The following is a 25,271-nucleotide window of genomic DNA, read 5'->3' on the forward strand; positions in this document are numbered from 1 at the left end:
GGTTATTGGCCACACCCTGATCTGTCGTATCCTTGGCAGCGTTTACGCTCAGCTACACGGCCCGCGGATCCTGCAGGCGGTACAGAAAATCTGCTGCCTGGTAGCGAATGGTCTTGTCCGGATCTGCGGCCGCCTGAATCAGCAACGGAAAATCCTCAGCGGCCAGCTTTTGCGACAGAGACGACGCCAGATTGGGGTCGGAGCGGATCATTTCTGCCAGGGCATAGACCACGCCGAGCTTGACGCGGTAATCGTCCGGCGATGCGTGCAGCGCAGACAGCATCATGGGCACTGCGACAACTCCGGCAGAGACCAGAAAGTCGCGGGAATTGCGCCTCAGGAACGTATCCTCGTTCCGTAGGCCGGCAAGCGCCTTCTGAATTTGGTCGACCGATGCTTCCGGCCGAACCGCCGCCTGAGCGAACGCGCTCAGATCCCACCATGCACCTGTCGTGCTGCCGCTAACCTCCGCTGTCGGCCCAGGTGAAAGCGTATCCAGTTCGGACAGGAGAACCAGCGAGCCGTTCTTGACCTGCCGCGCATTATAGTCGAAGCGCCACTGGACCGGCCGGCCTTCGGCGAAAATTGCCCGGATTTTCTGGGCATCGCCTATAAGCTCGAAATACTCTTTGCCAGCTTCCTTTTCGATTGTATCGACCTGCATCCGCATCTGCGTGCTTTGTAGCGATGTACCGAGGCCAAGAAACTTAATCCGTCGGACCATGGCATCCTTGTAGATGTAGAGCGGCTCGTCATCGATTATGCGGATATCGGCGACATGCGAGAAGTCGCCGCTGATCTCGCCTTTAAACAGCGCCGCCGTGCCAGGCGGCGTAAATTGCTGGAGCATCAGAAACAGAACGACTGCCATGGCGCCGGCCCCGGTCACCGACCAGCCGGCCCAGTTACCTGCAACCTTTGCACCGAACGCCGCAAGCACCAGCCCGAAGCCGACGCAGATGGTCAGCGAGGAGGCGGTCTGGCTGCGTCCGAAGAGAAGGATCGCAGTCCCCAGCAGCACGAGAAAGAGCCCGACGGCCACGCCGGCAACAAAGTATTTTTCCGGAAAATTGTTCTCGGGCGCCAGCGCGTTATTGGCCCCACGGTCCGCATGATTGTTCGCGCCTTGATCTGCCACTGCCATGTTCGAGCCCCCCTCGAAGCCAACACCAACATAAGGCATGCCCGTTCAACCGAAGATAAGCCGAAGCCCGCTCGGTTGCAACCGTCTAGATCTGATGCATCTGTTCTCGCAACAGCTGCTATTCGAACACGAAGGCGAGCTTCTTGCCGGTCAGCTTGGCAAGCTGCTGCAGCCGACCTTCCAGCCGCTCGCCAGCGAAGTTGCGGTAAGCGTGCGGCACGACGAATTCCATGTCGAGATCGGGCGAACTCGACTGGCGGAAAGTCAGGTTATTGACGATGCCGGGCATCGAAGCCGAGAACAGATAGACGACCCGCAAAAGCCCGCCGAGCAGTTTAGCCAGTTCCAGCAGCCGCGGTGTCGCAATCGTCGAGAGCGGGCCGGTGGCACCGTCGTCGCTCAAACCCTCGAACCGGTAGTAGTTGGCGAGCGCCAGGTAGGCGCGGCCCGCATGGGTAATGCCGACGAAGGACGAGTGGGCGATGACGTTAAGTGCCTGGGCGCCGCGGTAATCGGGATGCGCACGCCAGCTGATATCGGCCAGCAGGCAGGCAGCCCTGCGATAGCGGCTTTCTTCCTCGGTCTCGGTAATGCCGAAGAACGGCACCATGCGGCCGGTCCAATCGGCAAGCTCGCGCGCATGTTCCGGCGAACGCGCGCGCAGGATGGCGAGTTGATCGGCAGCCACGACCAGCGGATCGGCCTGCTTTTCCTCATCCGGCATCAGATGATAGAGATAGCCTTCCCGCACGCCCTGCGCCGAAAAGCTGACGACCGACGGCTTCATGACGGAGAGCACTTCCTGCAGGGCCACGGCGCCGAAGGGCAGAAGCGAACGACGGCTTTTCGAGACGGCCTGCCAGGCAGGATCCTTGGAATCCTTGGCATCAATCACGTCCTCGAGGAATTTCTGGATTTCCTCGAAGGTCAGTTCATACCCTTGCATCATGTGCAGCGGATATTTGGTGATTTCCATGTGCAGCTTGGCGATGTTGCGCCAGGTACCGCCAACGGCGTAGAAGGTGCGGCCCTCGCCCTTTTCCAGGAAGCGGGCGGTATTGACCTGCTTGCGGGCAAAGGTGCGCGCCTTGGAAATGGAGCCACCTGATGATTCCGACAGGCGCAGGCCGCCGAGAGGCAGGGTGATCCCCTTGCCGAACTCATGTCCCTTGATGTCGATCAGTTCAAGCGAACCGCCGCCAAGATCGCCGGCAACACCGTCGACCTCGTGAAAGCCGCTGATGACGCCGAGCGCCGAATATTTGGCTTCTTCCTCGCCGGACAGGAGCTGGATTTCCTGGCCGAGGATTTCCTCCGCCTTGGCGATGAAATCAGGGCCGTTGGAGGCTTCGCGGGCGGCGGCTGTTGCAAGGACGTAGATTTCCGTCGCCTGCGCCTGGTCGGACAGCGCCTTGAACCGTCTGAGAGCGGCGAGCGCGCGCAACACGCCCTCGTCGTCCATCCGGCCGTTCGAGCCGAGCCCCTTGCCAAGACCGCACAGAACCTTCTCGTTGAAGAGAACGGTCGGCGCCCTGGTCAGGCCTTCGTAAATCACCACGCGAACCGAGTTCGAGCCAATGTCGATGACGGAAACAGGGGCGATGCCAGGCAGGCGCCCTTGAGCTTCAGATCGTACCATGCTGCCTATTTCTTGACTGTTCTTGCCGGCTACTTTTTGCGTCCGGACATGACGCCGGCAATCAGTTTCGGAGCGCTGGATTTCAGGGCTTCACCACGCCCCGAGAGGCTAGGATTGGTCATGAAATAATGCTGCGCGTTGAACGGTTCTTCACCCTTGCGCACTTCCATGCGCCTTGACGTACCGTCCGCCAATATCTCGTAGCTCTGTTGATTGTCAATGAGATTGCCCAGCATGATCTGTGAAAGAACCTGCTCGTGCACGGTCGGATTGAGCAGCGGCACCAGCGTTTCGACGCGGCGATCGAGGTTGCGGGGCATCATGTCGGCGGACCCGATGTAGAGCAAAGCCTTGTCCGAAGGCAGGCCGTAACCGTTGCCGAAGCAGAAGATGCGGCTGTGTTCGAGGAAGCGCCCGACGATCGATTTGACGCGGATGTTGTCGGAAAGACCGGATACCTGCGGGCGCAGGCAGCAGATGCCGCGGATGACCAGATCGATTTCGACACCGGCGCGGCTGGCGCGATAGAGGGCGTCGATAATCTCGGGATCGACCAGTGAATTCATCTTCATCCAAATCGCGGCCGGAGCTCCCGCCTTCGCGTGCGCGATCTCTTCCTCGATGTGTTTGAGAATGCGCGGTCGCAGCGTGTAGGGCGACATGGCGATCTTGGTGCTTTCCTTCGGCTCGCCGTAACCGGTGATAAAGTTGAAGATATTCGCCATGTCGTGGGCGATCTTCGGATTGCAGGTGAAGAAGGAAAGGTCCGTGTATATCTTTGCGGTGATGGGATGGTAGTTGCCGGTACCAAGGTGGCAATAGGTTCTCAGCTTGCCGTCCTCACGGCGCACCACCATCGACATCTTCGAATGTGTCTTGAGCTCGATAAAGCCGAAAACGACCTGCACGCCGGCGCGCTCCAGGTCTCGCGCCCAGCGAATGTTTGCCTCTTCGTCGAAGCGTGCCTTCAACTCGACCAGCGCCGTGACCGACTTGCCGGCCTCGGCCGCATCGATCAGGGCTCGGACGATGGGGCTGTCGTTGGAGGTTCTGTAGAGGGTCTGCTTGATGGCGAGGACGTCGGGGTCACGGGCTGCCTGAAGAAGAAACTGCACCACAACGTCGAAACTCTCGTACGGGTGGTGGACCACCATGTCCTTTTCGCGGATGGCGGCGAGGCAGTCTCCGGCGTGTTCGCGGACGCGTTCGGGAAATCGGGCGTTGTAGCTTTCGAACCGCAGATCGTCGCGCGGCGCCTTGGTGATTTCCGACAGCGTGTTGAGTGCCAGAAGACCCGGCAAGACCGCGACGCGGTTGTCCGGAACGCCGAGTTCCTGCACCACGAACTGGCGCAGTTCCGCCGGCATTTCCGAATCGGTCTCGATGCGGATGACCTTGCCGCGACGGCGGCGCTTGAGCGCCGTCTCGAAGAAGCGGACCAAATCCTCGGCTTCTTCCTCGACTTCGAGATCGCTGTCGCGGATGATGCGGAACGTACCGCCGCCCTTGACCTCGTAACCGGGGAAAAGCCGGTCGGTAAACATGGCGACCGCATCTTCGAGCGTGATGTAGCGGATCGTGTTTGCGTCGTCGGGCAGACGGATGAAGCGGTCAAGCGTCGTCGGCAGGCGCAGAAGACCCGTCATCGGCTCCTTGCCGTTCAGGCTGTGCAATTGCAGCCCCATCGAGAAGCCAAGATTGGGGATGAACGGGAACGGATGCGCCGGATCGATCGAAAGCGGTGTCAGGATCGGGAACAGTTCGTCGTCGAACGTCCCGGACAGCCAGTTACGGTCTTCATCCGAAAGTGCTGCCGGACGGACGATCAAAATCTCTTCCTGCGCCAGATACTGCTGTAACACGGCGAGCGAAGCCTGCTGCTCCATCTGCAGATTGTCGATTTCCTGCAGGATCGCATCCAGCTGTTCTGCCGGCGTCTTGCCATCGGGACTCTTGATGACGATGCCCTGGCGGACCTGCCCCTCAAGACCGGCAACGCGCACCATGAAGAATTCGTCGAGGTTTGCAGCCGAGATCGACAGGAAGCGGATGCGCTCCAGAAGCGGATGCGACGCGTTCAGCGTTTCCTCGAGAACGCGGCGGTTGAACTGCAGCCAGGAAAACTCGCGGTTGATGAACCGCTCGGGGCTGGAAAGCAGCGCCTCACCCATATCCACCGCTTCGTCCCTGCTGGCTGCCTCGCCCTTTTTGGGCTGCTCAATCTCGGTCGTCATCGATTCCATCTTCATCCATCCCAGAGCCAGCCCCATAACCGGTATGCGTGGGGCCGTGCGATACGTTTGACGACGCGACCGTCATAGTCAATTGCCGGCGCAGACGTTGCTAATCATTCGGTCCGGCACTGCCGAAATCCTTGAGGACTTCGGTTGCCAGAGGACGGGTGATCCGGGTCCCGCGCGCCAATGCCAACCGGTCAAGCCGGTCGACGATGGTCTGCGCAGCGCCCAAAGATCGCTCCATCCGGTTGACGATGTAACTGAGAAGTTTGTCATCAATATAAAGCTGACGGTCGGCAAACAGTTTTACCATCACCTGGGCCAGCAGTTCCTCATCGGGCTCGCCGATTTCCACCACGGTCGCAGCCTTCAGCCGTGATTTGAGGTCCGGCAGCGTCACGGACCAGGACATGGGCCACAGCCGCGATGTCATCAACAAAGTGCGGCCATGCTGGCGCACGGCATTGATGACGTGGAAAAGCGTGGTCTCGTCGAAGTCGCGCCGATCGGCGTCCTCAAACAGCACCGGCCCATCCGCTGCGACAGTTGCTGCATTCGAACCCGAGATCGGATGGATCTCGGCAGCCCCTGCCCGCTCCCGCCAGATATGGGCGAGATGCGACTTGCCGGAACCGACGGGACCCGCAAGGATCACGACCGGCGATGGCCAGGCCGGCCACTCGTCGACGATAGAGACGGCGGCGGCCAGCCGTTCGGAGACCAGGAGATCGTCCCGGCTCTGCGCGGAATCATGGGTGAATTGCAGCGGAAGCTGTTCGCTTCTGCGCTGGTCGCGTTCGCTCGATCCGGTCATTCGCTTTTCAGATGTCTTTCTGGTCGCTCTTGGGAGCATCGAGACGCTGCATGCCGGTATTTTCATTGACCACGGCCTGTGGCGCCCCTTCCCACGGCAGATCTACCGATCGGCCGTAATAGAGATCGCTGTCAAGATACCGTGAGATCGCGAACCGGACAAGCACGCCGACGACTGCCGCTGCGGGCACGGCGAGAAGAAGACCGACAAAGCCGAACATGGCACCGAAGGCAAACAGCGCAAACATCAGCCAGACCGGATGCAGACCGACGCTTTCGCCGACCAGCTTCGGCTGCAGTATATTGCCTTCCAGGAACTGGCCGGAGAAGAACACGGCAGCGACCGCCATGATCCACAGATAGTCCGGCCAGAACTGTACGAGCGCCACACCGATCGCCATGATCAGCCCGATCATCGAACCGATATAGGGAATGAACGAAATCATGCCGGCGACGAAGCCGATCAGCAGGCCGAAATTCAGGCCCACCAGCGACAGACCGACGGCATAGTAGATGCCGAGGATGAGGCAGAGTGATCCCTGCCCGCGAATAAAGCCGGCGACGGATCCATCCATGTCGCGGGCGATGTCGCGCACTGTCTGGACCTGATCGCGCGGGATCCAGCTATCGACTTTCGACACCATGCGGTCCCAGTCCAGCAGCAGATAGAAGGCGACGACCGGGGTAACGATCAGGAGCGACACGACGTCGACGATCGCCTTGCCGGAGTTCCAGATCTGCGCAAACAGGGTACCGATGAAGCCGGCGCCCTGGCTCAGCACTTCAGAGAAATTCTGTTTGACGGTCTCGATCTGGCTGGAGACCCAGCTCGGCAGGAACGAGTTCTCCGGGTTGGAAATGATCTGCTGCAACTGGGTGATGTAACCGGGCAAAGCGGCGGCGAACTGGGTGAACTGGGTGACGATGATCGGGATGACCAGCATCAGCGACAGCGCGAACACCGTGACGAACGAGACCAGGATCAGCACGGAAGCCATCATCCGGCTCAGTCCGCGGCGCTGCAGCCAGTCTGCGACAGGATCGAGGAAATAGGCGAGCGCCATGCCTGCGACGAAGGGAAGAAGGATGGAGCTGAAAAACCACAGAAACAGCGCGAAGATGAAAAGAACGGCTGCCCAGAAGAAGACATGGCGGCGCAGGCTCGCTCCGCTGATATGATAGGGCATCTTTACGTCCTTTTTGCACTGCATTCCCGGTATCACGCATATGAGCCCGGACCGGGTAAGGTCAAGATCGGCATCGACTTCGCCGCGTCGCCGGAGGCCGGGCCTGTGAAAAGCCTTGAAAGCCCACGCTTCTGCTTGCATCCTCCGCCTTGTCATGCAATGGCGGGCCGGAGATTTTTGCGCAGCCGCACCACGCCGAAAGGTCTCGATCTTCGGTTCGCGCGGCATGTCCCAACGGAGAATTACGATGAGCGAGACGGGCAAGAACGGTCTCACCTATAGCGATGCCGGCGTCGATATCGACGCGGGCAACCTGATGGTCGAGAAGATCAAGCCGGCGGTACGCTCAACCCGCCGTCCCGGCGCAGACGGCGAAATCGGTGGCTTCGGCGGCCTGTTCGACCTGAAAGCTGCAGGATTTACCGATCCGATCCTGGTGGCTGCCAATGACGGCGTCGGCACCAAGCTGAAGATCGCGATCGATGCCAATTTCCACGACACGGTCGGCATCGATCTCGTCGCCATGTGCGTCAACGACCTCGTCGTGCAGGGCGCAGAGCCGCTGCTGTTTCTCGACTACTTCGCCACCGGCAAGCTTGATCCGGACCAGGGCGCTGCCATCGTCAAGGGGATCGCTGCGGGCTGCGTCGATGCAGGCTGCGCGCTGATCGGCGGCGAGACGGCGGAAATGCCGGGCATGTATTCCGATGGCGACTACGACCTTGCCGGCTTTGCAGTGGGCGCTGCCGAACGTGGCCAGCTTCTACCGGTGGGCGATCTCGCAGCTGGCGACGTCATTCTCGGCCTCACCTCCTCGGGCGTGCATTCCAACGGTTTTTCGCTGGTGCGCAAGATCGTGTCGATCTCGGGCCTTGGCTGGGATGCGCCTGCGCCGTTCTTCGACGGCAAGTCGCTCGGCGAAGCGCTTTTGACGCCAACCCGCATCTATGTAAAGCCGCTGTTGAAGGCGATCCGCGAAACCGGGGCCCTGAAGGCACTTGCCCACATTACCGGCGGCGGCTTTCCGGAAAACATTCCGCGCGTGCTGCCGAAGAACCTGGCGGCCGAAGTCGATCTCGACTCGATCCCTGTTCCGCCCGTGTTCTCGTGGCTGGCAAAGACCGGCGGTGTCGAGCCGAAGGAAATGCTGCGCACGTTCAACTGCGGCATCGGGATGATCGTCGTCGTTTCGGCTGAGAATGCGCAGACGGTGACGGATGTGCTCACCCGCGAAGGCGAAATCGTCGTCCCGCTCGGCCGCATGATCGACCGTGCGGAAGGCGAAGCAGGTGTCGTTTACAAGGGCACGCTCGGTCTATGAGCGACGCACTCGCCAGCGTGCAGAAAAAGCGCGTCGTCGTGTTTATCTCCGGCGGCGGCTCCAACATGCTGTCGCTGGCGGACGCTTGCGAAAGCCCCGACTTCCCAGCCGAGATCGTTGCCGTCATCTCCGACAAACCGCAAGCCGGCGGGCTTGCAAAGGCGAACGCGCGCGGCATCCAGACACTCGCCTTCGAGCGCAAGTCCTATGCCGGCAAGGCCGAACACGAGGCGGCAATCCTTGAGGCACTCGAGGAAATAGCGCCTGACATCATATGTCTTGCGGGTTACATGCGGCTGATTTCCGGGGACTTCATTTCCCGCTACGAGGGCCGGATACTCAATATACATCCCTCCATCCTGCCGCTTTTTCCGGGACTGCATACCCATCAGCGGGCGCTCGATGCCGGCATGAAAGTTGCCGGTTGCACGGTGCATTTCGTGACCGAGGGCATGGATGAAGGCCCGATCGTGGCCCAGGCCTGCGTTCCCATTGAGAACGGCGATACGCCTGATACGCTCGCTGCGCGGGTACTGACCGTCGAGCACCAGATCTATCCGGAAGCACTCGCGCTTCTGGCGACCGGCGGCGTCAGCTTACGCGCCGGCCGGGCAGAGTTTTAATCACATCGTTGGCGTACATCTTGGCCGCACGCCGGACATAACCTTCCGGCGTGCGGCCATTCGTGTTAGCTGCGAAGGAACGCCATCAAGTCGTCCGTCAGCTGCTGCTTGTTCGATGCAAACAGTCCGTGGGGCGCGCCCTCGTATTCGATCAGCGTCGCGCCGGGGATCGCGGCGGCGGCAGCACGGCCGGACGTCTCGATCGGTACCGTCTGGTCGCCTGTTCCGTGGATGATCAGCGTCGGCACCTTGAAGCTCGGCAGGTCCGGACGGAAATCCGTCGAGGAGAAGGCCTTGGCGCAAGCAAGCGTTGGCCGAAGACCCGCCATCATCGTCTGCTGGAACGACCAGTCGAGCACGGCTTCGCTCACCGAACCGGTGAACACGCCGACGCCGTAGAAGCTTTTCAAAAAGCCGTGGAAGAAATGCGCCCGGTCTTCCTTCATGCCGGCCGTCATCTCGTCGAACACCGACTGCGGCACACCATCAGGGTTGTCGGGCGTCTGCGCCATATAGGGCACGACCGACGCGATCAGCGCGGCCTTGGAAACGCCCTTGCCGCCGTCGCGCGACATGTAGCGGGCAACTTCGCCACCGCCCATGGAAAAGCCGAACAGTGCCGCATCCTGCGCGCCGGTCGCCTCGATGACATCGGCAAGATCGTAGGCCAGCGTATCGTACTCATAACCGTCCCACGGCTGCTCGGAGCGGCCGAACCCGCGTCGGTCATAGGAAATGGCGCGGAACCCGGCGTCGGCTGCCACCACCGCGAAGTCGTCCCAGGTGTCCGACGTCAGCGGCCAACCGTGCATCATGATAACGGGACGGCCGGTCTTCGGACCCCAGTCCTTGACATAAAGCTGCGTTCCGTCGCGGGTGGTGATCATGGTCATCTTTGCATCCCTTCTTCTGGCAATGGAACCAGTCTAACGGGAGGTCTCTGGCAATTGTTCCCCGACATGGAAGCGATGCATCCCTCCCAACGACCAGCCATTTGACGACCGGCTTGGCGCGGACTACCTTGGATTGAACCGGAGGTGTGAGATGACGATCACGGTCAAGCTGGGTGATGCGAAAACCGAACTTTCCGAGCTCCTGCCCCTCGTCGAAGCCGGCCAGGAGGTGGTGATTGCGCGTGGCGAAACACCGGTCGCGCGGCTCAGCCCGATCGCGGCCACGCCCGGTATGAATGCTGAGTTCACCGAAGAACAACTCGCGCGCCGGCGGGCCCTTATTGAGACGATCATATCTGAGCGCGACGCTCGAATGTCCGCCACTGCCGAAGAAATCGACGAATGGAAAAAAGAAGGTCGGCGTTAGTGCAGACTTTCGTGGTTGATGCCTCGGTTGCAGCCGGCTGGTTCATAGCTGATGAGGCCAATCCATATTCGAACCATGTCTTGAAAGCCTCAATGGCGTTGGGCGCGGTTGTGCCTGACCTTTTCTGGCACGAAATGCGCAGCCTGCTGACTATCGCCGCCCGAAGGAAGCGGATCGTCTTGGAAGATGTTGCTACATCGATGACACGCTTGCGAGAGCTGGAAATCACGACCGTCACAGGGCAAGAGGACGGGCGTATCCTCGAGCTGATAGCCCGTTACCAGCTATCCGCCTACGACGCAGCCTATCTTGCGCTGTCGCTCGAGCAAAACCTCGAACTCGCAACGCTCGACAAGCAGTTGATCGCGGCAGCCCCGTCGGCCGGGTGCAGCCTCGTGCGGGCCTAAAGCGCCGCCCGGTTAAGCACGGCCCACTGCAGCAGCATGATTGTCTTGGCATCGATGATCTCACCGTCAGCGATCATCGTGACGGCCTTGTCGAGCGGAAACTCCAGCACTTCTATATCCTCGTGCTCGTCGGCCAGCCCGCCACCCTCGTTGATCCGGTCGGAAAGATCGATCGAGGCGTGGAAGAAGTGGATGACCTCCGTCACGGAGCCCGGCGACGTCAGTGCCTTGAAGACGAAACGCACGTCGCGGATCCGGTAGCCGGTCTCCTCCATCGCCTCGCGGCGGATCGCGTCTTCGGCGTCTTCGCCATCAAGAAGGCCGGCCGGGACCTCGATCATGAAGGACGGCTCGCCGATGAGATGTGCGGGCAGCCGGAACTGTTTGACAAGGACCACGATATCGCGTTCGCGGTCGTGCAGCAGGATGCAGGCGGCCGGCGTGCGATGGAAAACCTCGCGCTTGATCCGCTGCGTCTCGCCGTTGCGATCGGTATAGTCGAGTTGATAATCGGAAAGCCGCGTCCAGCCCTGCGACAGCGTCGTATCGCTGACGATCTTCACCCGGTCATTCACGTCGCTCATGCGATTTCCCTGCGTAGCCAAACCTTGTTGTCGTGCACGGCAGCACCTCCGAAAGGCGCCACCGGATCGGCGCCGGTGAGGACGTTGATCCCCTCGCCGTCGAGATGCGCGTCGTTGGGCCACAGTCCTTCGGCGATCAGCACGCCGGGTTTTGCGCCGGCCACGAGTCTCGCATGCAGACGGATCTCGCCCCGACGGTTGCCGAGCGTCACGATATCGCCGTCGACGATGCCGAGACCTGCGGCGTCGGTCGGATCGATCATCACGTCCGGCCGCCCTTCCTTCTCCACCGAGCTTTTGGTCTCGGCAAAGGATGAATTGAGGAAGCTGCGCGATGGCGAGGTCGCGAGCCGGAACGGATGCTCGGCGTCCGCCGTCTCGATTACGTCCACCTGGTCCGGAAAACGTGGCAACTGCCCATGCGGCCCGAGCGGACCGACGCTATCGGGCGTCCGGTCCGGCGATGGGCCGTTGATCCAGTCGGGACTGAAGCGGAATTTGCCGTCCGGATAGCCGAAGCCGTTGATGTAATGCGCAGTGTCGAAATCCGGTTGCGCATCGATCCACTTGTCGGCCTTCAGCGCGTCATAGGAGCCCCAGCCGCTGGCACTCAGGATGCGGTCGATATGGGTGCGCTCATCCATGCCGAAGCCGGCAAACCCGTCAACGCCCAGCCGCTTTGCCAGTTCCTCGATGACGAAGAGGTTGGTGCGCACCGTTGCCGGCGGTTCGACCAGTTTCGGGCCGAGCAGAATATGCTGGTGTCCGCCGCCGCGATAAAGGTCGTCATGCTCGAAGAACATCGTCGCGGGCAGAACGATATCGGCAACCTTTGCCGTATCGGTCATGAACTGCTCGTGGACGGCGGTAAAAAGATCGTCGCGCAGAAAACCTTCGCGCACGAGGCGCTGTTCCGGCGCAATATTCATCGGATTGGTGTTCTGGATCAACAGCGCCGTCACCGGTCCGCGATGGCGCAGAGATTCAGCGTCGCCGGTCAGCACACGGCCGATCTGCGACTGGTCGAGCATGCGGATGTCCGGATCCTTGTAGGCCGTGCCCATCAGCTCGGCCTTGTTGAATCGATATATCTCGCCGTTGTTGTGGAAGGCGCCGCCGCCCTCATGCTGCCAGGAGCCGAGCACAGTCGCGATCGACAGCGCCGCGTGCATCGCCGCCGTGCCGTTGCGCTGACGGGAAAAGCCGTAGCCCAACCGGAAGAAACTCTTCGGCGTGGTGCCGACGAGCCTGGCGAACCCCTCGATTTCCTCGACGGCGAGGCCTGTGATCGCCGACGCCCATTCCGGCGTGCGGCTTTTCAGATGCGCTTCGAGGCCTGCCGGATCATCGGCATATTTCGCCATATAGGCACGGTCGGCATAGCCGTCACGGAAGGCGACATGCATCACTGCGCAGGCAAGTGCTGCATCGGTTCCGGGGCGCAGCACCAGCTTGACGTCGGCCTGTTTCATCGTCGGATTGTCGTAGATGTCGATGACGACGATCTTGGCGCCGCGCTGTTTGCGGGCCTTGATCGCATGGGTCATCACATTGACCTGGGTGGAGACCGCATTGGTGCCCCAGATCACGACGCAATCGGATTTCGCGATCTCGCGCGGATCCGGACCACGCAGGGCACCGGTGCCCATCACATAGCCGGTCCAGGCCATGTTGGTGCAGATCGTGCCCATGAAGCCGGAATATTTTTTGGCGTGGCGCAGGCGCTCGATCGAATCGCGCTGCACCTGCCCCATGGTTCCCGCATAGAAATAGGGCCACACCGCCTCGGACCCGTGCTTCGCTTCAGCCTTGACGAACGCATCGGCGATCTCGTCCAGCGCCGCTTCCCAGGAGAGCTCTTGCCAGAGCCCTTCGCCCTTGGCACCCATGCGGCGCTGTGGCACCATCAGGCGGCCGGGATGATAGATGCGCTCGGTATAGCGCGCGACCTTGGCGCAGATGACGCCGGCCGTATAGGTATTGTCGGACGAGCCGCGGACACGACCGATCCTGCCATCCGCGGTCAGATCGACATCCAGCGCGCAGGCGCTCGGACAGTCATGCGGACAGACGGTATGGACGACGGAGGTGTGACCGACGACGGGGCTTTCGGGAATGGGGGTCGCAACGTTCATGGCTTTTCTATATGGCATGGCGACGGCTGCAAAAAGGGCCATTTGCAGCGCATCAATTTTATTCAAGCGAGACACAAGCTGAGATGAACTATCGGCACATCTACCACGCAGGCAATTTCGCCGACGTCCTCAAGCACGCCGTCCTGTCGCGGCTCGTTCTTTATGCACAGAACAAGGACAAGGCGTTCCGCTTCCTCGATACGCATGCGGGCATCGGGCTTTACGACTTATCCTCCGAAGAAGCGCAGAAGACCGGCGAATGGCTCGACGGCATCGGCAAGCTGGTCGATGCCGAGTTTTCTCCCGAAGTGGCCGAAATCCTTGCGCCCTATCTCGGTGCCGTGAAGGAACTGAACCCGAAGGGTGGCGTCAAGTTCTATCCCGGCTCGCCGAAACTTGCGCGCATGCTGTTTCGCCCGCAGGACCGTCTCTCGGCAATGGAGCTGCATCCGGAAGACTTTGCCCGCCTGTCGCGCCTTTTCGAAGGCGACTACCAGGCACGCGTGACCGAACTCGACGGCTGGCTGGCGCTCGGTGCGCATCTGCCGCCGAAGGAAAAGCGCGGCATCGTGCTGATCGATCCGCCCTTCGAGGAAGAAGGCGAGTACGACCGGATGGTCAGGGGTCTCGCCAATGCCTATCGCAAGTTTTCAGGCGGTACCTATTGCCTCTGGTACCCGATGAAGAAGGGCGCGCCGATCAAGGACTTCCACGAGCAGCTGAACGCGCTGGATATCCCCAAAATGCTCTGCGTCGAGCTGACCGTGAAAAGCGACCGCGATCTTGTCGGCCTGAACGGCTCGGGCCTCGTCATCGTCAACCCGCCTTTCACGCTCAAGGATGAGCTGCATACGATCCTGCCCCCGATAAAGACGGCGCTGGCACAGGATCGTTACGCCTCGCAGCGATGCTTCTGGATAAGAGGTGAACACACCGACGCCGAGGCTTGACCCGTCGGCGCATCCCTTTCATGGTGCGGCGCGACTGGAGGCCGCCCACCATGAAACGCTTGTTCGCCGCCCTTGCAGGCCTCGTCGTCCTTCTCGCCTTCACTACTGCGTCGACGGCGCAGGAGCGGCAGCGCAACCGGGGTCAGCAAGGCTCCGAGGACCGTGCGGGCGCTTTCGATTTCTACGTCCTCTCTCTGTCCTGGTCGCCAACCTTCTGCGCATCCGATGACGGAGGCCGCAACCGGCAGCAATGCGGCACCGACAAGCGTTTCCGCTTCGTCGTACACGGGCTCTGGCCGCAATACGAAACCGGCTTCCCGGATTTCTGCCGCTCGTCGGAACCCGATCGCGTGCCGCGCCAGCTTGGTGAGAAACTGTTCGACATCATGCCGTCGATGGGTCTGATCGGTCACCAGTGGCGCAAGCATGGAAGCTGCACCGGCCTCGACCAGCCAACCTATTTCGACACTGTCCGCAAGGCTTTTGAGCACGTCAAACTTCCGGCGGACCTTGCTGGCGGGCAAAGCCCGCTCAAGCTTTCCCCTGATGCCATCGAGCAGGCCTTCATGTCCGCCAACCCGGGTCTTTCCCGCCGCGGTATCGCTGCGAGCTGCGAAGGTGAAAAGCTCGATGAAATTCGTATCTGCCTTAGCAAGGATCTACAGTTTCGCGATTGCGCGGAGGTCGACCGCCGCGGCTGCCGGATTGGCCAGATTACGCTTCCTCCGGCCCGCTGACATCCGCTTGCTCAAGATGACACCAGCGGCCCTCGATATCAGAACAAGGACATACCGATGAAGATCCTCCACTCCCCGGCCTCGCCCTACTCCGTCAAGGTTCGCATGGCCGCCCGCCATCTCGGTCTCGACGTGACCGAAGAAAAGACCGACACGAATGCGGCGCCTCCCGAACTCATCGACAACAATCCGCTCGGGAAGATCCCGGTTCTGATCCGCAAGAACGAGCCGCCGGTCTATGACAGCGTCGCGATCATGCACTTCCTCGATCGTCACTCCGGCGGCAAGCTTTACCCGAAGAAGGACGTGAAGCGGACCGAGGCGGAAGTGCTCGAAGCGCTCTGCGACGGCATTACCGATAGCCTTCTCGCGATCGTCTACGAGCGTCGCTCGCGCGAAGAGGAAAAGGTCCACCAGCCCTGGATCGACAAGCAGTGGGACAAGGTGGTGCGCGGGCTGGACTATCTGGAAAAGAACCTGCCGAAGACCGGCAAGAAGCTGCATGGTGGCCATTTCGCGCTTGCCGCTATGATCGGTTATCTCGACCTGCGCTTTAACGGCCAGTGGGCCGAAGGTCGTCCGGAACTCGCCTCCTGGCCTGACACGTTCTCCAAGCGCTTTCCGGCCTATATGGAAATGAAGCCCTACGCCTGAACCGAATGAGATCCGCGGCCGCCCTAGAACTCTTGGGTTGCCGCGGATCCTGGCACAACCTGCCGGTCGTTCGAGACCTTCTCCCATTTGCACAAGCAATTGAAACGCTTGCCCTCCGGTTTTCCTCCGCTACTATGACGAGAACGGCGGGAGGCCGTTTGAAGCAATTCGGAGGAATTTCATGAAGCGATCAGCGTTGACGCGGCGAACCGCCCTGCGCCTTTCCGTAGCCCTTGCAGGCTCGGCTCTGTCCCTGATGTCACTAGCACTTTCAGCCACCGGGGCTGCGGCCCAGTCGTTTCCCGACCAGACGATCACCCTCGTCGTGCCGTTTGCAGCCGGCGGATCGACGGATGTTGTCGGTCGAGTCGTGGCGCAGAAGATGGGCGATATCCTCGGCCAGCAGATCGTGGTTGAAAACGTCGCCGGAGCCGGCGGCAATCTCGGCGCCGACCGCGTCGCGCGTGCGGAGCCGGACGGTTACACGATCCTGATGGGCACGGTTGCGACCCACGCGCTCAACCCGCTGATCCTCAAGCAGAAGCCCTACGACCCCGAGAAGGATTTTGCGCCTGTCTCGCTACTGGTCATCGTGCCGAACGTTCTGGTCATCAATCCGAAACTGCCGGTCAACACGGTGGCGGAACTGGTGGAGCTCCTCAAGAAGGAGCCGGAGAAGTATTCTTACGCGTCGTCGGGCAACGGCACGCCCCTGCATCTCTCGGGCGAATTGTTCAAGGCGATGACCGGCGTCAAGATGGAGCATGTTCCTTACAAGGGCGCGGGTCCTGCCCTCAACGACCTGATCGGCAACCAGATCTCGATCATGTTCGACAACCTGCCCTCCTCGTCTCCGCATATCAAGGCGGGAACTCTGAAGGCACTGGGCGTCACCACTGCCGAGCGGGCAGCTTCGTTCCCGGACGTGCCGACGATTGCCGAGACGGTACCGGGTTACGAGACCTACACCTGGAACGCCCTGTTCGCACCGGCCGGCACGCCGCCTGAAGTGGTCGCAAAACTGAACGACGCCGCCAACAAGGCGCTACAGGACCCGGCAGTTGTCGCGAGGATGAAGGATTTCAGCGCCAAGATTGTCGGGTCTACCCCGGAGGAACTAGGCAAACACGTGACAGCCGAACTCGCAAAATGGACCCCGGTCGTCAAGAACGCCAATATCCAGATGGACTGACCGTTATACCGACCGAAAACCACGCATGAAAAAAGCCCGTTGGTGACAACGGGCTTTTAGATGAGAAGCCGGGAAACGCTCCCGGCTTTTTATTGTTCTTATTAGAACTTTACGCCGATACCGACCTTAACGCTGTGGTCGTCGAAGCCCTTGGAGACGTTGCCGCTGTCGAGGCTGTAGTCCTTGGCTGCGAAGTCCGTGTAGCGATATTCGATACGGGTCGTGATGTTGCTGGTGACGAATGCTTCAGCACCGACGCCGACCGTGTAACCAACGGATGTCTTGTCGTCAGACGACGTTGCATCCTTGAGTTCGTTGTTCTGCAGCGCGACACCAGCCGTACCGTAGATCAGGAAGGGGTTGAGGTCGTAACCGACGCGGCCGCGGACCGAACCGTCCCAGCCAGCTTCGCCACGATAACCGCCGGACGTTCTGCCGTCCTGGCCGTTGTAGCCGACGTCAGCTTCGATACCGTACACAACCTGGCCGCTCTGCCAGTTGTAACCGGTGTAAGCACCGCCGCCTGCACCCTTGGCATTGTAGTCGCCACCGCCGAAACGGCCCCAGTCGTAGGAACCGGTGGCGCCGAGGTAGAAGCCCTGCCACGTAGCGGCCGGTGCGACTTCTTCAACAGCCATAGGAGCTGCAGGGATCTGGTCGACGGCGTCAGCTGCGCTGGCCGAGGAAATTGCAATAAAGCTGGCAGCCGAGGCCATCAGAGTCGCGACGAGAATACGCATACCTTTTTCTCCGTTTGGCGCATCGGCTCAAAAACCACTTCGGGTTTCGGAAGGTCCGACACGAGTATTCCTAATTGCTACAACGTCCCTGCGCACCCTTTCGGGTATCGGCGCTGTAGGCTGCCGGGCAAGTGTCACATCAACAGAGTTGACGACAGCTTTGTTCCCTGCTGGCTGAGGACGAATTTGGGGGGCAATTGAGGAATTGAAAGAGCCGAAATGTGAATTGTTTGTGGCAGCTAGACGGCTAAATTTCGATGTTGCTTCATCGCCACAGGTATATCGTTAAGGATAATGAGACGTTAATCGCACTATAGAGCATTTTACATTTCTTGATCGTTTCTTAACATTGCGAACAAACGCTGTCAAACAGCCTCGATACATATCACGACTCCGAGAGGCGCGAGATTTAGCCTCCTTTATTCGAGTTTAACTCAAATTTAGCCGAGCAACGCATCAACGCCATCACAGCATCCTGCAGAACTCCTACTTGCAAATCGTCATTTCCGGTCGAAACGAGGCCGAATTCCTGCCGTATTCGCTTCCAGGACCCCGCGAGCACGTTTGCTGAGAGAGAAATGCAGGCGTGGTGGCACGCTTCCAAAGCTGCCGGCAAAACACTATCTGTTGGCGAACAGCTTCAGCCCCGAGTCGCCGATTTCTTCGGGTTGGATGATCACAAAGACGAGATGAGCCCGCAGAAATAGTCGTCTGAACTGATTCTGCCGGCGGAGACATGCGATGAACGCGAAGAATGTGCCCGATGGCGGCGTTCTTTATGACGGAAACGAAGAAGACGACGACGATGCCCTGGCACCGGAAGCGGTCGCTGCGGCTATCACCACGTCCATCGACTGGAACGAGGCGGTCCGCCACGACACGGGCCTCAAGGGCGCCGACCTGATCGCCGAGTTCGTCAAGCACCTTCCGAACGCGCCGGGTGTCTACCGGATGTTCAACGAGGCCGGCGACGTGATGTATGTCGGCAAGGCGAAGAGCCTCAAGAAACGCGTCAGCAACTATGCGCAGGGCCGACTGCATTCCAACCGCCTCACCCGCATGGTGCGCGAAACCACGCATATGGAATTCGTCACGACGCGGACGGAGACCGAGGCGCTGCTGCTTGAAGCGAACCTCATCAAGCGGCTACGTCCGCGGTTCAACGTTCTGCTGCGCGACGACAAGTCGTTTCCGTATATTCTCATCAGCGGCGATCACCGTGCCCCTGCCCTGATGAAACACAGAGGCGCCCGCGCCCGCAAAGGCCAGTATTTCGGACCGTTCGCATCGGCCTCTGCCGTCGGCCGAACGATCAACTCGCTACAGCGTGCGTTCCTGCTGCGCACCTGCACAGACAGCGTGTTCGAGAGCCGCACGCGTCCCTGTCTTCTTTATCAGATCAAACGCTGTTCCGGCCCCTGCACCCATGAAGTCAGCGACGAGGGCTATGCCGAGCTCGTCAAGGAAGCATCGGACTTTCTTTCGGGCCAGAGCCAGAACGTGAAGACCGTCATCGCCAGGCAGATGTCGGAAGCCTCCGAAGACATGGATTTCGAGCGCGCCGCGATCTATCGCGATCGGCTGGCAGCGCTCAGCCACGTCCAGAGCCACCAAGGCATCAATCCGGCCGGCGTCGAGGAAGCCGATATCTTCGCCATCCACCACGAAGGCGGGCTTACCTGCATCCAGGTGTTCTTCTTCCGCACCGGCCAGAACTGGGGCAACCGCGCCTATTTCCCGAAGGCCGATCCGCAGATGGCAGGAGCGGAGGTCCTCAACGCGTTTCTCGCGCAGTTCTATGACGACAAGCCGGTTCCCAAGCAGATCCTGCTGTCGGAAACAGTCGAGGAGCAGGAACTGCTGGCGCTCGCGTTTTCCGAAAAGGCGGGACACAGGGTCTCGATCCTGGTGCCGCAGCGTGGGGAAAAGCGCGATCTCGTCGATCACGTCGCTGCCAATGCGCGCGAAGCACATGGCCGCAAGCTGGCCGAAACGTCGTCGCAGGCGCGCCTTCTCAAGGGTCTCGCCGAAACCTTCAGCCTGCCCTACCAGCCCAGGCGCATCGAGATCTACGATAACTCGCATATGATGGGGACCAATGCCGTCGGCGGCATGGTCGTCGCGGGTCCGGAAGGGTTCGTGAAGGGCCAGTACCGCAAGTTCAACATCAAATCGACCGACATCACCCCCGGCGACGACTTCGGCATGATGCGCGAGGTCATGACCCGGCGCTTCTCGCGACTGATCAAGGAAGAAGGCATTCCTGATCGCAGCATCTCGGCGCCGAAACCCGTCGAGGCGACCAGCGACGACATCAACGATGCCGCCTTCCCGGCATGGCCCGATGTCATCCTGATTGATGGCGGCCAGGGCCAGATGACGGCTGTGCGCACCATCCTCGACGAACTTGGCATCCGAGACGTGGTGACGGCGATCGGGGTGGCCAAAGGTGTCGACCGCGATGCAGGCCGCGAACGCTTTTTTGCCGATGGCCGCAGCGATTTCTCGCTGCCGCCACGCGATCCGGTCCTCTACTTCGTCCAGCGCATGCGCGACGAAGCGCACCGGTTCGCGATCGGCTCGCACCGGGCCCGGCGCAAAAAGGAAATGATCAAGAACCCGCTCGACGAAATCGCGGGCATCGGGCCGGGCCGAAAGCGCAAGCTGCTGCAGCATTTCGGCACCGCAAAGGCCGTGTCCCGCGCAGGTCTCAACGATCTGATGGCGGTCGAAGGAATCTCCGAAGCGGTGGCAAAACAGGTCTATAATCACTTCCACGAAAGCCGAAGTGGATGACGATGAACGACATGCATGGGTCATCAAAACAGCGTATGCATCTCAACCAACTGTAAAAAAGCCGCGAAAACTGTTGACGCTGGCGTCTCGAAACCTCAACTAGAGGCAACCCTCAAGCACAGGTCCATCATGGCTTCCCGCGCGTACAACATTCCCAATCTTCTGACCTATGCGCGCATCCTTGCCGTACCGGTGATCGTTCTGTGCTTCTTCATCGAAGGAAAGCTGGAAAGTTCGGATTTTGCCCGCTGGGCCGGATTCTGGATCTTCGTCGTGGCGTCGCTGACCGACTATCTGGATGGCTATCTGGCCCGTATCTGGAACCAGACCTCGAATATCGGCCGCATGCTGGATCCGATCGCCGACAAGCTTCTGGTTGCCGCCGTGCTTCTGCTGCTTGCTGCCGACCAGACGATTGCCGGCTGGTCGCTGTGGGCTGCAATCACGATTCTCTGCCGCGAAATTCTCGTCTCGGGCCTGCGTGAATATCTGGCGGCGCTCAAGGTATCGGTGCCGGTGACCCGCATCGCCAAGTGGAAGACGACGATCCAGATGGTGTCGATCGCCTTCCTGCTGGCCGGACCTGCCGGCGACAAGTTCCTGCCGTTTACGACGCAGATCGGCATCGGCCTTCTCTGGGTCGCAGCGGCCCTCACCTTCTACAGCGGCTACGACTATTTCCGCGCCGGTCTCAAGCATCTCGTGGATGACGAGGGATGATAAAACTCGTCTATTTCGCTTGGGTGCGCGAGAGAATTGGCAAGACCGACGAGGATCTCGACCTACCGCCTGAGGTCGTTACCGCGCGTGATCTCCTTAATCACCTGAAGACGCTCGGCGAGGAATACGAGAACGCGCTGCAATATCCCGAGGTCATTCGCGTCGCGATCGACCAGGAGCATGTGGAGCATTTCGAAAAGATCGCCGGAGCACGCGAGATCGGCATTTTCCCCCCAATGACAGGCGGGTAAACGGAAACCACTCTGATGACCATGCCCACGATCCGCGTCCAGACCGACGATTTCGATCTGCAATCGGAGATCGATCTCCTGACGGTGGGCCGCATGGATATCGGCGCGGTGGTCAGCTTTAGCGGTCTTTGCCGCGACGAGCAGGGAGCGCTCTCGGCGCTGGAATTGGAGCATTATCCCGGCATGGCAGAAGCCGAGATGAACCGGATCGCCCTCCTTGCCATCGACCGCTTTTCGCTTCTCGGACTGACCGCCATCCACCGCTACGGCAAGATCGCGCCCGGCGCCAACATCGTCCTCGTCATCGCCGTCGCCTCGCATCGCCAGGCAGCCTTCGATGGCGCCAATTTCGTGATGGATTTTCTGAAGACATCGGCGCCGTTCTGGAAAAAGGAACATGCGGCCGACGGTTCGCCCCGGTCCTGGGTCGATGCGAAAGACGCCGACGATACCGCACGCGACCGTTGGCGCTGAGGTTTACAGGACCACCCTTTCCCGCCGGCTCATGACGAGAACCGCAACCAGCACCAGCCCGATGGCGAAATCCCGCCACAGGATCGGGCCGTAACCGCTCCACAGTGTTTCGGCGAAACCGACAGCGGCGGCACCGGCTGCCGACCGCAGCGGATGCGAATGTCCGCCGGCTGCGGCAATCAGGACGATCTTGATGCTGATCAGCAACCCGGCGCCGAAGTCCATCGTTCCGTAATACGAGGTCGCCAACACGCCTGCGACGCAGGCGTAAAGAGATGCTGCCGCGTAGGCGAGGACGAATACCAGACGGGAACTGATGCCGCAGAGTTGGGCCGCAATTTTGTCGTCGGCCACCGCCCGCCAGACGCGCCCGAGGCTTGTATGGTCAATCACCAGCCAGCCGGCCGCGATCATTGCCAGCATCAGGCCTGAATTGAGCAACTGGATCAGCGTCAGGGTTACCGCGAAGCCATCACCCGCCCAGAGCGGAACGGCACGGTTCAGAAACGGCGACAGCCAGATCTCCCGGGAGCCGGAGGCAAGCCGAGCGCCCTCCATCAGCACCAGCAGCACGCCCAGCGCGGCGACGATCGGCGCGTTGCGCGCATGCCTTTCGATCAACCGCAGGGTCAGCCCGCCGACCACGATCCCGGTCGCGACGCCGCCGACGATCGCCGCGCCCGCCCCCATCGCCAGTGCCGCCGGCAGGACAAGCCAGAACTCGTCCCAGCCGAGCTGCGCGAACAACACGTAGAGATGGCCGGAAAAAGCAAAGATGGCGCCATAGGCGATGTCTGCGCGCTTCGTCAGCGCAAAGCCGATCACGTAGCCGAAGGCAAGCGTTGCGTAGAGTACCGACAGCGGCACAGCATTCGCCAATTGCTGGAGCAGATAGGCCATCGGCAAACCCCAAAAGGATGACACGAACATAACTGGTAAACCGCGTTACACCAGTTATAATTCTGGGATGGATTTCACCTGGACCCCGCATCGTTTCGTCGGTGGCGCCTTGGCGCTCGATGTCGCCAACAGCGTCATCCTGCGCATCGATCCGTCACGCCGCGTTGATCGCTTCGCCTTACCGCAGCAGATGGATGCCTTTCCCGAGGCGGCCGGAGAATTCTCGGCGGAACGGGCGTTGTTTGATGAAGTGACGCCAGTCGCCGCGGAAAGACGCGGCGATTTCCTCGTGCTTCGGGAGGCGATCGACCGGTATTTCCGTGCTCGAGCGGATGGCGAGGATGACCCGCACAAACTGGCGGATCTGCTTGGCGCGGCGGCTGTGGCGTTGCGCGGAACCGGCACCGGCTCGCTCGAGGCTGCCACCGCTCGCTCGGCCTTGCGGCTTCTTGGCGACGATCAGATTTCCCGCCTCAAGAGCTGCCGCAATTGCGGCTGGCTGTTTATCGACCGAAGCCGCAACCGTAGCAGAAGCTGGTGCGACATGACCGTCTGCGGCAACCGCGTGAAGGCGAACCGCCACTATCGCCGCAGCCGCGGTGGAGGACCTTCGGCTGGAGACGCAACATGAGGTGGAGGGTAGCGATATCAGCCGGGCTCTGCGTGATGGGCCTGATTGTGACTGGCTGCCAGCGACCGTCGGAAGGCGTGTATTTCGAACTGTCCGGCCGGATTTTCGTCTTCAACTACCGGGTGGCTACCGCTAACTACCTCGTCACGCTTCGAAAGGTCGCCGGCACCCCAAAGGAAAGCCGCGCCAGAGCGGAATTCGAAGATCCGCAGGGCGGACCGGCGCTTTTCACCGAAGAGAGAGTGCTCGATGTCGACGATGTCCTCACGCTTGCCAGCCCGTTCGTCCAGTGCGTCCGGAAGGACAGGCCCTACCGCGTGGCCATCACGCTGACAGGCGCGTCCGGCGAGGTGCTGCAGGTGATCGAAACCACCGTGACGTCGGATGTCGATCAGTCTGTGATACCGGCGGCACCGCTGGTCGTCGGCCCGGCCTACACACCCAACCCCGACATGTTCAAGGCCGATGGCTCGACCGACTTCTCCGGGCGAACCGGCTGCCCGGAGACTCCATGACCTTGCCGCAGACAGCAAAAAAGGCCGGAGCGAATGCCCCGGCCTTTTGTAGATCAAACCGATCCGTCAGCAATCAGCCGACGATTTCGGTTTCGGCGAACCAGTAAGCGATTTCCTGGGCAGCGGTTTCCGGAGCATCCGAACCGTGAACCGAATTTTCGCCGATCGACAGGGCGAACTGCTTGCGGATCGTGCCTTCGTCGGCGTTGGCCGGGTTGGTCGCGCCCATGATTTCGCGGTTCTTCAGGATGGCGCCTTCGCCTTCGAGAACCTGAACGATGGTCGGGCCGGACGTCATGCCGTCGACGAGTTCGCCGAAGAAAGGACGTTCCTTGTGAACGGCGTAGAAGCCTTCAGCTTCGCGCTTGCTCATCCAGACGCGCTTGGATGCGATGATGCGCAGGCCGTTGTCTTCAAATACCTTGGTGATGGCGCCGGTCAGGTTGCGCTTCGTTGCGTCCGGCTTGATCATCGAAAACGTGCGTTCAATCGCCATTGGTCTCATCCTTTGTTTCCACGGAAAGTGGGCGGTGTTTAACCGCCCCTTTCGCCGGAAACAAGGGGGATGGGCCTAATTTCACGCAGCCGTCACAACGCGTCCTGCACTGTCATGAAGGTCGAGCAGACGCTCGAACCACGAAGCCAGCAGGCCGTCCTTGCCCAGCACGTCGGCACCATCCGTCACCCGCAGCCACTGCAGCGCGCCGAACAGAATGTAGTCGGCAAACAGCGGCGCCTCGCCGCCGAGGAAAAGCTGGAATTTCAGCGTGTGCGTAACCGGCTTCAGTTTCTCGGCGAAGGTGTCGATTTCCCTCTGCCGGTCGGCGGCGACCTCTTCCAGCGACCGGCCGAATATGGCCTCGCGGCTGCTGCGGAAATAGGCCTGGTCGGCCGGCCCCAGCGTATCGTGCACGCTCTTGATTGCGATCCTTGCGATTGCGCCGTGTACCACCGTCTGCGAAAAACCCTCGACAAACCGGGAGAGCGCCTTGCCGCCTTCCCCGCCGAACAGGGTCGGACGGTCGGTATAGCGCTCGTCCAGATAGACCGCGATGTCGAAACTGTCACGGATCAGTTCGTTTCCGTCCCGCATGATCGGCACGGTCTTGGAAAACCCGTTCTCCAGGTTGGGGATCTGCGTAAACGGTGTCGGCTGCTCCGTGTATTCGAGCCCCTTGTGCTTGAGCGCCATCACCACTTTCCACGCATGCGGCGAAAATGGCCGGTGCGCGTCAGCGCCGCAGAGGGAATAGAGAATGCGTGTCATCATGGGCTCCTGATCTGTCACTCACCGCACATGA

26 protein-coding genes are annotated in these 25,271 nt (G+C 60.7%); 14 read left to right on the top strand and 12 right to left on the bottom strand.

Going from position 1 to position 25,271, the window contains the following annotated elements:
- Positions 1–52 precede the first annotated feature (52 nt).
- From ACQY1L_RS09250 to ACQY1L_RS09270, 5 genes are all read right to left on the bottom strand, one after another.
- Positions 53–1,144 (bottom strand): HEAT repeat domain-containing protein, encoded by a 1,092-nt coding sequence (locus ACQY1L_RS09250; RefSeq protein WP_430240728.1) that lies wholly within the window; start codon positions 1,142–1,144, stop codon positions 53–55.
- A 118-nt stretch (positions 1,145–1,262) separates the two neighbouring features.
- Positions 1,263–2,783 (bottom strand): exopolyphosphatase, encoded by a 1,521-nt coding sequence (gene ppx, locus ACQY1L_RS09255; protein WP_062579928.1) that lies wholly within the window; start codon positions 2,781–2,783, stop codon positions 1,263–1,265.
- 29 nt (positions 2,784–2,812) lie between these two features.
- Positions 2,813–5,026, bottom strand: coding sequence for an RNA degradosome polyphosphate kinase (locus ACQY1L_RS09260; protein WP_113111267.1), 2,214 nt, complete (start codon positions 5,024–5,026; stop codon positions 2,813–2,815).
- A 100-nt stretch (positions 5,027–5,126) separates the two neighbouring features.
- Positions 5,127–5,834 (bottom strand): DnaA regulatory inactivator HdaA, encoded by a 708-nt coding sequence (hdaA, locus tag ACQY1L_RS09265; RefSeq protein WP_113167306.1) that lies wholly within the window; start codon positions 5,832–5,834, stop codon positions 5,127–5,129.
- 7 nt (positions 5,835–5,841) lie between these two features.
- Positions 5,842–7,020, bottom strand: a complete 1,179-nt coding sequence (locus tag ACQY1L_RS09270) for an AI-2E family transporter (protein ID WP_062453299.1) — start codon at positions 7,018–7,020, stop codon at positions 5,842–5,844.
- A 247-nt stretch (positions 7,021–7,267) separates the two neighbouring features.
- Here ACQY1L_RS09270 and purM point away from each other — a divergent pair, with 247 nt between their 5' ends.
- Both purM and purN read left to right on the top strand, forming a co-directional pair.
- Positions 7,268–8,341, top strand: a complete 1,074-nt coding sequence (gene purM, locus ACQY1L_RS09275; protein ID WP_062453300.1) for a phosphoribosylformylglycinamidine cyclo-ligase — start codon at positions 7,268–7,270, stop codon at positions 8,339–8,341.
- Positions 8,338–8,964, top strand: coding sequence for a phosphoribosylglycinamide formyltransferase (purN, locus tag ACQY1L_RS09280; RefSeq protein WP_430240729.1), 627 nt, complete (start codon positions 8,338–8,340; stop codon positions 8,962–8,964). Before purM ends, purN begins: the two co-directional genes overlap by 4 nt.
- 65 nt (positions 8,965–9,029) lie before the next feature.
- Here purN and ACQY1L_RS09285 read toward each other — a convergent pair whose 3' ends face one another.
- The gene (locus ACQY1L_RS09285) at positions 9,030–9,857 is read right to left on the bottom strand and encodes an alpha/beta fold hydrolase (protein ID WP_430261842.1); all 828 of its coding nucleotides are present in this window, start codon (positions 9,855–9,857) and stop codon (positions 9,030–9,032) included.
- Positions 9,858–10,008: 151 nt separating this feature from the next.
- Between ACQY1L_RS09285 and ACQY1L_RS09290 the strand changes: the two genes are divergently transcribed.
- Both ACQY1L_RS09290 and ACQY1L_RS09295 read left to right on the top strand, forming a co-directional pair.
- Positions 10,009–10,284 (top strand): type II toxin-antitoxin system Phd/YefM family antitoxin, encoded by a 276-nt coding sequence (locus ACQY1L_RS09290; RefSeq protein ID WP_113167310.1) that lies wholly within the window; start codon positions 10,009–10,011, stop codon positions 10,282–10,284.
- Positions 10,260–10,691 (top strand): type II toxin-antitoxin system VapC family toxin, encoded by a 432-nt coding sequence (locus tag ACQY1L_RS09295; protein WP_430240731.1) that lies wholly within the window; start codon positions 10,260–10,262, stop codon positions 10,689–10,691. Before ACQY1L_RS09290 ends, ACQY1L_RS09295 begins: the two co-directional genes overlap by 25 nt.
- Here the strand turns inward: ACQY1L_RS09295 and ACQY1L_RS09300 are convergent.
- Together ACQY1L_RS09300 and ACQY1L_RS09305 are read right to left on the bottom strand one after the other, a co-directional pair.
- On the bottom strand, positions 10,688–11,275 hold the full coding sequence (locus ACQY1L_RS09300) for an NUDIX domain-containing protein (protein WP_062579914.1): 588 nt from the start codon (positions 11,273–11,275) through the stop codon (positions 10,688–10,690). The genes ACQY1L_RS09295 and ACQY1L_RS09300 overlap by 4 nt on opposite strands.
- Positions 11,272–13,410, bottom strand: a complete 2,139-nt coding sequence (locus ACQY1L_RS09305; protein WP_430240732.1) for a molybdopterin-containing oxidoreductase family protein — start codon at positions 13,408–13,410, stop codon at positions 11,272–11,274. Before ACQY1L_RS09305 ends, ACQY1L_RS09300 begins: the two co-directional genes overlap by 4 nt.
- 83 nt (positions 13,411–13,493) lie before the next feature.
- Here ACQY1L_RS09305 and ACQY1L_RS09310 point away from each other — a divergent pair, with 83 nt between their 5' ends.
- The 4 genes from ACQY1L_RS09310 (at position 13,494) to ACQY1L_RS09325 (ending at position 16,943) form a co-directional block, all read left to right on the top strand.
- Positions 13,494–14,360 (top strand): 23S rRNA (adenine(2030)-N(6))-methyltransferase RlmJ, encoded by an 867-nt coding sequence (locus tag ACQY1L_RS09310; protein WP_062453307.1) that lies wholly within the window; start codon positions 13,494–13,496, stop codon positions 14,358–14,360.
- Between the two features lie 50 nt (positions 14,361–14,410).
- On the top strand, positions 14,411–15,097 hold the full coding sequence (locus ACQY1L_RS09315; protein ID WP_062453308.1) for a ribonuclease T2 family protein: 687 nt from the start codon (positions 14,411–14,413) through the stop codon (positions 15,095–15,097).
- A gap of 57 nt (positions 15,098–15,154) precedes the next feature.
- The gene (locus ACQY1L_RS09320; RefSeq protein ID WP_062453309.1) at positions 15,155–15,751 is read left to right on the top strand and encodes a glutathione S-transferase family protein; all 597 of its coding nucleotides are present in this window, start codon (positions 15,155–15,157) and stop codon (positions 15,749–15,751) included.
- Between the two features lie 181 nt (positions 15,752–15,932).
- Positions 15,933–16,943 carry a Bug family tripartite tricarboxylate transporter substrate binding protein gene (locus tag ACQY1L_RS09325; RefSeq protein ID WP_062453310.1) on the top strand — a complete coding sequence of 337 codons (1,011 nt, stop codon included), beginning with the start codon at positions 15,933–15,935 and terminating at the stop codon, positions 16,941–16,943.
- A gap of 101 nt (positions 16,944–17,044) precedes the next feature.
- On the opposite strand, the gene ACQY1L_RS09330 is transcribed toward ACQY1L_RS09325, so the two are convergent.
- On the bottom strand, positions 17,045–17,683 hold the full coding sequence (locus tag ACQY1L_RS09330; protein WP_062453311.1) for an outer membrane protein: 639 nt from the start codon (positions 17,681–17,683) through the stop codon (positions 17,045–17,047).
- Between the two features lie 741 nt (positions 17,684–18,424).
- Here ACQY1L_RS09330 and uvrC point away from each other — a divergent pair.
- From uvrC to ACQY1L_RS09350, 4 genes are all read left to right on the top strand, one after another.
- Entirely contained in the window at positions 18,425–20,479 is a 2,055-nt protein-coding gene (gene uvrC, locus ACQY1L_RS09335; RefSeq protein WP_430240733.1) for an excinuclease ABC subunit UvrC, read from the top strand.
- A 129-nt stretch (positions 20,480–20,608) separates the two neighbouring features.
- The gene (pgsA, locus tag ACQY1L_RS09340; protein ID WP_062453313.1) at positions 20,609–21,199 is read left to right on the top strand and encodes a CDP-diacylglycerol--glycerol-3-phosphate 3-phosphatidyltransferase; all 591 of its coding nucleotides are present in this window, start codon (positions 20,609–20,611) and stop codon (positions 21,197–21,199) included.
- Complete coding sequence (gene moaD, locus ACQY1L_RS09345; RefSeq protein ID WP_430240734.1) at positions 21,196–21,450, top strand: molybdopterin converting factor subunit 1; 255 nt, start codon at positions 21,196–21,198, stop codon at positions 21,448–21,450. The genes pgsA and moaD overlap by 4 nt, the downstream gene beginning before the upstream one ends.
- Positions 21,451–21,465: 15 nt before the next feature.
- Positions 21,466–21,924 carry a molybdenum cofactor biosynthesis protein MoaE gene (locus tag ACQY1L_RS09350; RefSeq protein ID WP_430240735.1) on the top strand — a complete coding sequence of 153 codons (459 nt, stop codon included), beginning with the start codon at positions 21,466–21,468 and terminating at the stop codon, positions 21,922–21,924.
- Positions 21,925–21,927: 3 nt separating this feature from the next.
- On the opposite strand, the gene ACQY1L_RS09355 is transcribed toward ACQY1L_RS09350, so the two are convergent.
- On the bottom strand, positions 21,928–22,824 hold the full coding sequence (locus tag ACQY1L_RS09355; RefSeq protein WP_430240736.1) for an ABC transporter permease subunit: 897 nt from the start codon (positions 22,822–22,824) through the stop codon (positions 21,928–21,930).
- Between the two features lie 67 nt (positions 22,825–22,891).
- On the opposite strand from ACQY1L_RS09355, the gene ACQY1L_RS09360 reads away from it, so the two are divergent.
- Both ACQY1L_RS09360 and ACQY1L_RS09365 read left to right on the top strand, forming a co-directional pair.
- Positions 22,892–23,455: a CGNR zinc finger domain-containing protein gene (locus tag ACQY1L_RS09360; RefSeq protein ID WP_430240737.1), complete on the top strand. Its 564-nt coding sequence runs from the start codon at positions 22,892–22,894 to the stop codon at positions 23,453–23,455.
- The gene (locus ACQY1L_RS09365; protein ID WP_430240738.1) at positions 23,452–23,970 is read left to right on the top strand and encodes a hypothetical protein; all 519 of its coding nucleotides are present in this window, start codon (positions 23,452–23,454) and stop codon (positions 23,968–23,970) included. The genes ACQY1L_RS09360 and ACQY1L_RS09365 overlap by 4 nt, the downstream gene beginning before the upstream one ends.
- Before the next feature lie 73 nt (positions 23,971–24,043).
- Here ACQY1L_RS09365 and ndk read toward each other — a convergent pair whose 3' ends face one another.
- On the bottom strand, positions 24,044–24,466 hold the full coding sequence (gene ndk, locus ACQY1L_RS09370; protein ID WP_062453319.1) for a nucleoside-diphosphate kinase: 423 nt from the start codon (positions 24,464–24,466) through the stop codon (positions 24,044–24,046).
- Between the two features lie 81 nt (positions 24,467–24,547).
- Complete coding sequence (locus ACQY1L_RS09375; protein ID WP_430243876.1) at positions 24,548–25,237, bottom strand: glutathione S-transferase family protein; 690 nt, start codon at positions 25,235–25,237, stop codon at positions 24,548–24,550.
- Positions 25,238–25,271 lie beyond the last annotated feature (34 nt).

This window comes from Neorhizobium sp. DAR64862/K0K3 (assembly GCF_050500185.1).
In the GTDB taxonomy this organism is placed as follows: domain Bacteria; phylum Pseudomonadota; class Alphaproteobacteria; order Rhizobiales; family Rhizobiaceae; genus Neorhizobium; species Neorhizobium soli.